3 protein-coding genes are annotated in these 7,940 nt (G+C 50.7%); all 3 read right to left on the bottom strand.

All coding sequences use genetic code 11. The features are described from left to right. Positions 1 to 117: 117 nt before the first annotated feature. Positions 118 to 2,292 carry an alpha-galactosidase gene (locus tag ACU52_RS14295; RefSeq protein ID WP_053399287.1) on the bottom strand — a complete coding sequence of 725 codons (2,175 nt, stop codon included), beginning with the start codon at positions 2,290 to 2,292 and terminating at the stop codon, positions 118 to 120. A gap of 12 nt (positions 2,293 to 2,304) precedes the next feature. Then, on the bottom strand, positions 2,305 to 4,200 hold the full coding sequence (locus tag ACU52_RS14290) for a glycoside hydrolase family 32 protein (RefSeq protein ID WP_053399286.1): 1,896 nt from the start codon (positions 4,198 to 4,200) through the stop codon (positions 2,305 to 2,307). A 153-nt stretch (positions 4,201 to 4,353) separates the two neighbouring features. Then, complete coding sequence (locus ACU52_RS14285) at positions 4,354 to 6,666, bottom strand: TonB-dependent receptor (protein ID WP_053399288.1); 2,313 nt, start codon at positions 6,664 to 6,666, stop codon at positions 4,354 to 4,356. Between the last annotated feature and the right edge of the window lie 1,274 nt (positions 6,667 to 7,940).

Raw genomic sequence — 7,940 nt, 5'->3', positions numbered from 1 at the left:
CTGTTCGATTTAATTTCGGTCAGCAATGAGGCAGGCTGAGAGAGAGTCGCAACCTGCCCATTGCTCCGAAAAACTCAGGTTAAATTACTATTTATAATAAATAAGGGTATCCGGAAATTACATTGCCGTAAGCTCGAGCACGCGGCTTGAACCGTCTACCGGCGAGAAGAGCGGCAGTCCTATCTTCATGAGATAGTCGCCTGTGAACGAGCCTGACAGACCTTCCTGACCGTCGGCGAGGTTAATCTCATTGACGTTGTAGGTCAGTGTCGGGTCGAGGCCCTGAAGCTTCAGGTTGAGCACGGGCTCCTTGTAGCGCGGATGCAGGTCGTAGGCAAACACCACGGCGCTCTTCTTGTCCTTTGTAACATAGTTAACGGCAGCATGGTTGCCCTCGTAAGGCGAAACCAGCTTAAACATGTCGCCGTCGAGAATGACGGGCTTCAGCCTGTCGTAGTTGGCAACGGCCTGCTGGCAGAGCTTATAGTCAGTCTGCGAGAGCGATGCCATGTCGATGTCGAATCCGAGCTTGCACATGCTTGCCACGTCGAGACGAAACTTCATGCTTGTGTTCTTGTTCCACTCTGTTACGTGCGAAGCCATGGCCTTTACGGGGAAGAACTTCGACATGCTCCACTGTATGTAGATGCGCTCAAACGGGTCGGTGTTGTCTGAACACCAGAACTCAGTAAAGTATTTGAGGGCCTCATAGTCGCAGCGTGCGCCGCCGCCAGAACACAGCATCATGGGCACATGAGGATACTTGGCGGCTATGCGATGAAGCACGTTGTAGAGTCCTCTGACATAATCGACATAAAGATTGCCCTGATTCTGACGCAGGTAAGGCGAGTAGATATTGGTTATCGGACTGTTGCAGTCCCACTTGAAGTAAGCCACGCCGGGGTTTTCCTTCAGTATGTTGTCCACAACGCTGAACACATAGTCCTGCACCTTAGGGTTGGCAAGGTCGAGCACGAGCTGGTTGCGGTAGTAATACGGCTCGCGTCCGGGCTGCATGATAACCCAGTCGGGATGTTTCTCGAAGAGTTCACTCTTTGGATTTACCATCTCAGGCTCTATCCATATACCGAACTTCACGCCTGCCTCGTCGGCAGCCTCGGTAAGAGCCTTCACTCCGCCGGGCAGCTTAAAGTGGTTAGGCTCCCAGTCGCCCAGTCCGGCCTTGTCGTCGTTTCTCGGATATTTGTTGGCAAACCATCCGTCGTCGAGCAGGAACATGTCTACACCGAGGTTCTTGGCGTCTTTCATCAAGGCAGCAAGGCTCTCCTGATTGAAGTCGAACGCTGTGCTCTCCCAGTTGTTGAGCAGAGTCATGCGGTCGCCCGTTCCGTCCTTGAGCTGATACTGGCGTGCCCAGTCGTGCAGGTTGCGGCTTGCAAGTCCGGTGCCCTGGTTGCTGAGAGTGAATATAAACTCAGGCGTAACGAAAGTCTTGCCCGGCTTCAGCTTATAGTCAGAGGCATAGGGATTGATGCCCGGAATGACGCGCAGTCCGCCCACATTGTCAACCTCGAAGATGCATCTGAAGTTGCCCGTCCATGCTATCGTGCCGAGCATCACGCGGCCGCTGTTCTCGGCAGCAGGAGCGTCGAGGCCCAGTTCGAAGAACGGCTGAGTGTGCATTGCAGCCCTAGTGCCGAGCTTTGTGTCTATCACCTTCTTGCCGTATGTAAGCTGCTGCACGGCAGGCTGGGCCTCGCGTGCCCAGTCGCCATGATAGTTTGTCAGGAAATATTTCTGCGAACTGAAATACAGGATGGCGCTGGCATACTTCCAGAGAGATATGTCGCCCTTCTCCTTGTTGGTTATTTCGCTCCACGCCTTTATCACATTCTGCTTTGTGTAAGCCACATAGTGAAGGCGCACCTCAACGTCATACTTATTGTCGGCAAGGGTTATCACGGTCTCGTTGCCGCCGTCCACGGCCTTGGTCTGCGAGTCTTTGTAATAAAGATATGTAGTCTTGTTGCCGTCGGCATGTGTCAGTCCGAGTGCCGGCTCAAAGAAGTCTTCGCCTCCTGAGCACATGTAGGCCTCATGTCCGCGCTTGCTCACGCTTGCGTCTGATCCTGTGTCAATGGTCCAGTCGAGCCTGTCGGCATCCGAAGCATTGAGGAGCTTGTCGCCAAGATAGACCATATAGAGACGGCCGTTGTTGTTGACCTGCATAATCAGGTCGGTGTTGTCAGTGCTTACGCGTATGGTCTTTTGCGCTACGGCAGCCGTCGCCGCAATAAGCAGAGTTGTCATGATAAAACAAAATTTCTTCATAACGCGTCTGAATTACATGCCAAGTTTATAAACCTTTATCTGTGAGAAAGCTGACTTGCCGCCTTCTGAATAGAACTTAACTGAATCGTACGGCTTTGTGGGGAACACGAGGTTGGTCATGGCGATGCGTCCGCCGTCGACGAAGAGCTCTACAGAGCATTTGTCAACGAACACGTCTACATGATATGTCTTGTCCTCGCAGAGGTTAAGCGGAGCCCATGTTCCGAGGGCAAAGTCGTTCTTATAGTTCACTGCGTTTTCTATGCGCATTGGCTGCTGGCCCTTGCTCTGGCGTGCGGCGTCGGCCTTCTTCTCTATGTCGTGAGGCTCTGCCAGATTGCCGAAGTCGGTCAGTCCGCTCTGTGTACGGTCCATAACGACGCGCATCTGCTTCAGGTCGAAGTATATCATGGTCTTCTCGCCCTTGTCGTTGTACACCTCTATTCCGGCTGTTCCGTCGGCTGCAGGCGTTACGTCGAACTCTATCTCGAAGGCTCCGTCGTATCCGGCTGCCACGCCCTTCTTGTCAACGCTTGCGCCGGTCTTGATGTCTTCAACAGTCTTTGTTTCCTTTCTGATGGCCTTAACCTCGGGAGCAACGTTGGCTGCAACATAATAGCGGCCGTCTTTTGTATAGAGCGAAAGCTCGCGCGGCAAACCGTTGGCACCTCTGTACTGCTTGATAGGCGTAACGTTGGCATACTGCCAGTTGCTCATCCAGGGCAGAGCTATAACGCGGTCGCCCGTGTTTGAGAAGCACACTGTTGCATAGTGGTCCTTGCCATAGTCGAGCCATTTAGGCACGTGCGGGTCGTCAACGCAAGTGAAGTTCTTGCCGTCGAAGTCGCCAACGAAATATTCTGTGGCACTTCCGCCGAAGAGACATCCCGGATTAACGTTCATGAGCATTACATACTTCATGTTGTTCTTGTCGCCGTTTACGGGCAGCTGAACAAAGTCGGGGCACTCATACTGGCAGGGCTGCATGCCGTAGCCGCGTCCGAAGCCGCTGATGTAGGTCCACTTCTTGAGGTCGTCAGACTTGTAGAAGCGCATTTCCTTGTCGGCAGAAACAATCATATACCATGCCTTTGCCGGCTCATACCAGAACACTTTCGGGTCGCGGAAGTCCTTCAGTCCGTCGAAAGGCCTGAGCACGGGGTTGCCTTCATATTTTGTGAAGGTGCGTCCGTTGTCGGTGCTGTATGCCATACACTGTATCTGTCCGTTCTTGTCGCTTGCCGATGTATAAAGGGCTATGATGGCTCCGTTGCCGTATCCGGCCGTGTTGTTCTTGTCAACTACAGAGCTTCCTGAGAAGATGTGGCCCATGGTGTCGCGTGCGATGGCTGGCTGAAGCTCCTTCCAGTGCATCAGGTCGGTGCTGACAGCGTGTCCCCAGTGCATGTTGCCCCATTTAGATCCGTAGGGGTTATACTGGAAGTAGAGGTGATACTCGCCATCTTTATACACCATTCCGTTGGCGTCGTTCATCCATCCGTATGACGGAGTGTGGTGATATAGCGGGCGGTAATAGTCGGTATTCTCAACGCTCCATGTGTCAGACATGGTGAGATTCTTCAGGGCGAGGGCGTCGGGGCTTATGTTCAGTATCTTTACTGTGGCCGTCTTGCAGTTGCCCAAGGCGAAGGGCACGCAGTAGTCGGTCTTCTGGCGTGCCAGCCTGACGTCCATCCATGTATCGGCAGGCGAACCTGTTGAGAGCAGCACATGCGACTCGTCCTTGGTTTCCTCTACCGGCAGAATAAGATATTTCTTGGGATTGGTTATCTTTACTATTGTGGTGTCACCGCTGCGGGTAACCTTTATATCTTGTGCTGATGCTGCAGACGCAGAAAGAAAGCATGCTGCGGCAAACATGGCTGTAAGCTTATTAATATTGTTCATAGGTAATTTTCTGTATTAATTGGATGTTTTAGCATGCAGGCAGACACGTCGTGCGGGGCTGTCTGCTTATCGTTTTTTGTATCATGTTCCGATGCCCGATGCAAGCGCCGCGGGCGCCGGAACATGAGTATAGGATTGTTGTGTCTTTAATTATCAGAACTTCAGCGATGCTGAGAACTCTACTGTGAACGGGCGCAGGTAGCTTCCTGTCATCAGATGTCCGTCATACTGCTTTGCCTCGTCCTTTGTGATAAGCTCGGCTCCTGCGATGCTTCCCTTTGCGCCGGTCTGGTTGAGGAAGTTGACCACGGTGCATCCGAGAGAGAGTTTCTTGTTTACCTGCCAGTTGATACCGCCGAAGGTCTCCCAGTGGCCGTTGAAGTAGTAAGCCTCGTTGATGTTGGCGTAAGTCTTGCTGAAGTAGCGGAAGCTTGTCCATATCTTGAGGTCTTTGGTTATCATGTAGCTCGGGTCGATCTCGATGAGCACCTCAGGAATCTCGGCCACGATGTTGCCGGTGGCGTTGATCTTGCCTACGTATCCGTCAGAGAAGGTAACTGAGGTTTCATACTTCTTGTATGTCGGCTTCTGGTATGTGAAGAGGAAGTGCAGGTCGAAGCCCTTGAACGGGTGAGCCACAACGTCTGTTGTCCATCCCAGAGTCTGTATATCGTATGTCAGCGGTGCGGCCATGATTTCGCCGTTGTGCTGCAGGTTGAGCGTAGAGTTGTTGTTTGTCTTTGAGATGTAAGAGAACAATGAAGTGAGGCTCAGCCAAGAGTTGTTGTAATAGATACCGGCACGTCCCAGAGGAACAGAAATCTTGTCGGTGTTAGGCAGTGTTGCCGGTGCGAAGTTCTCAAACTTAGGATGCTGCACGATGTATGTGAAGTCGCCGGTCAGACCGAAGTTGTTTGTCAGCTTGTATGTAACTGCGGCTGTGAGGTCGTAGTTCAGCCAGTCGTAGTCGAGCGATGTAGGCTTGATGACGGTTCCGTCGGATGCTGTTGCTCCGAGGTGATAGTCGGCAAAGCGTCCTACATATTCGCCGTTGGCATTTCTTACGGCAGCGTTCTCGCCGCTCAGTGTCTGCCATTCGATGCGTCCGCCGTAGTAGACGTTGAGTTTCGGGGTGATGTCCCAGTCGTGTGTGATATAGAGCGCAAGCTTGTTCTCATGGCCTTTGTAATACTCTGACGCGTTCTTGTTGAAGTCATAGAAGTAGTCGTTGCGTTTGTTGGCGTCGTAGAGTCTTACGGCATAGCCTCCGTCGGCAGGCACGCTCTGGTCATACATAGTGGTGTTTGAAGTGTAGTCGATGTCGTAGTACCACTCGTTAAGACCTACGCGGAGTGTTGATGTCCTGAATTTCTTTGAAAGCTCTGACGTGAACATCAGCTCGTCGATGTCGCCGCTGTTGAGACAAGACATACGTGTCTGCACGTAGTCGCCTTTATAAGATGTGAGCTGTCCGTCTATTCCGCGTGTAACATAATTATATGTGTTGTCGCCGCTTACCTTTATCAGCGACATAGGTGTCTGATAAACCAGCGCGCCGTGGGCGTTGTCGTAGCGTCCGATGATTTTCCATGTCAGACCGTTGTCCCATTTGTATGTGTTCATAAGCGTAACCTCGCTTGAGTGGTTCTCTGAAGCGTCATACAGAGTGGTCTGCTTCAGCTCGCCCGTACGCATGTCGCGGTATACGATGTTGTTGTCGGTAGGCAGATAAGATGTTGTTCCGAGCTTGAAGTCGCCATACTCCTTGACGCTTCCGTCGCCTACATATATGAACGGTGCCGACTGTGTGGCAAAGGTGTATACGGGGTGGCTGTTAGAGTAATGGTAGATGGCTGTAAACTCACCGCGGCCCTTGTCGTAGAGCTTTGTCAGGGCAGCCTTGTATATCTGGGTGCGGTCCTGATAAGGAGTGAGCTTGATGTTGAATGTTCCCGGGTCGAAGTCCTGATACATGTTGGCGCTGTAATACCATCCCTTGCCCATAGAGCCGTTGAGGTTCAGCGAGAATTCCTGCAGTCCGAAGTGGTTCGACTTGTAGTCGAGCTTTCCGTGAAAGCCTTCCTGTCCGAGCTGTGTGAAAGAGTTGACGGCGTATCCGATGTTACCGGTTGTGATGGCCGTCTCAGATATCTTCAGAAGTCCCACGTGACTCAGGCTCGCATCCGAGCGCCAGTTGGAGTTCACAGAGTGTGGGTTGGTGGCATAAGTAACGGGCAGACCGTTCTCGAGCACGTTGACGTCGGCCGAGGGCAGACCAATCTGAATCTCGCGCGGTCCGTTAGCACTTGCTGCGTTGAGCATCACGTTGCGGTTGCCTTCCTCTTTCGAAGAACTGCCGCTCTTGTCCTTACTTTCATTTGTTTGTGCCTGTGCGCACGTGAGAGCAAACAATGGCAGGAGCGCAACCATGCCAAGTTTTGTTGACGTTTGACTGAATATCTTCATAATCATCAAAAGTTTTATTTAATGTTTAGTTATGTAAAATTTTCGGTTGCAAATGTAGTGTATATTGTGCATGGGGTGTCTAAAATATGTTTCCTGAGGATAGAAAAAATCGTTCATGAAACAAAATTTACATGATTTGAACGTTTATTTTTATTACAAAGGGGGTATTTTGGCAAAAAATAATGTTTAAAAGACATTTATTCGCAAATTTAATATGGCAGAAATAAATATGAACGGAATATAAACATATACGAAACCGGCAAAGCTTAATTTATGAAAAAACGGCCGGAAGGTATCATTTTTTATACCGAAAACTCGCCGTTTGCAGCATTATTTTTACCAAAATTTACTAACTTTGGCAACACACTCACACGATTACGGCATGACGCACGTATGTAGCTGTGTTACAGAATGTTACAGGAGCCTTTGCAAAAGGTGGCCTTTCGGGCTGCAAAAGGTGGCTTTTCAGCGCGCGATTTGTGGCCTTTTACAACGCAAAAGGCGGTCTTTTGGAAAACAGCCTCGCGCCGGCACTTATCAGACAGGACTTATGGCCGGATTCGGGATGAGTGAGACCTGATGTCATGAGGATATTTTCTGCATCGGCAAAAGCATGCCGGCCATGGCTCTTCAGCATGCCCCACAAGGGCGGCGAGCACGAAGCAATACGGCAACAGGACCATAAAAAACGGCACTCCGGATGCCTCAGCATACAAAAACCGTGAAAACTTTACATAACTCTCACATTGTACAGGCGTGAGATAAAAACTTTTTCGCTAAACAGAAAAAGCGCATTTTTGTAGTAAGAGACATCCGGAAGCCATGTGTCATACATCGTCTGACTCATGGCAATGCGGCTCTCCGGAGCCGCATTTTTATGCCGAATAGATATCATGCCTACGGGATTCAACCCCTGTCACAACAGCCAAGATCGAAGGCCGGAGGCATTTAGTTAACATAGACTTTTAAGACAATCCGTTGATTATCAATCATTTACAGCGTCCACAAGAATCTTTGCGGCCATACATATTGCCGTATGATATGCTTTTATGCCCCAAAAGGGCTGAAAACATACTTACACCGGCATCGCATTATAAAAAATCATGCACTGGCCATGCTAAAAAATAAAACTGCCGGAAACGCATCCCTGCGGCCCCGGCAGGCATTGCTAAAATATCATGATTCTGTGTTATCGTTTAACGCTGGCCGTAATCTCGCCCGGCAGTACGGGCATGGCGCCGCTCTGTGTGCACACATAGGCTGACACCTTTACA

Origin of the sequence: Xylanibacter rarus (assembly GCF_001275135.1) — a bacterium.
GTDB classification, from domain to species: domain Bacteria; phylum Bacteroidota; class Bacteroidia; order Bacteroidales; family Bacteroidaceae; genus Prevotella; species Prevotella rara.
Note: the sequence above shows the minus strand (reverse complement) of the source record. Positions and strands in the feature narration are given on the sequence as shown.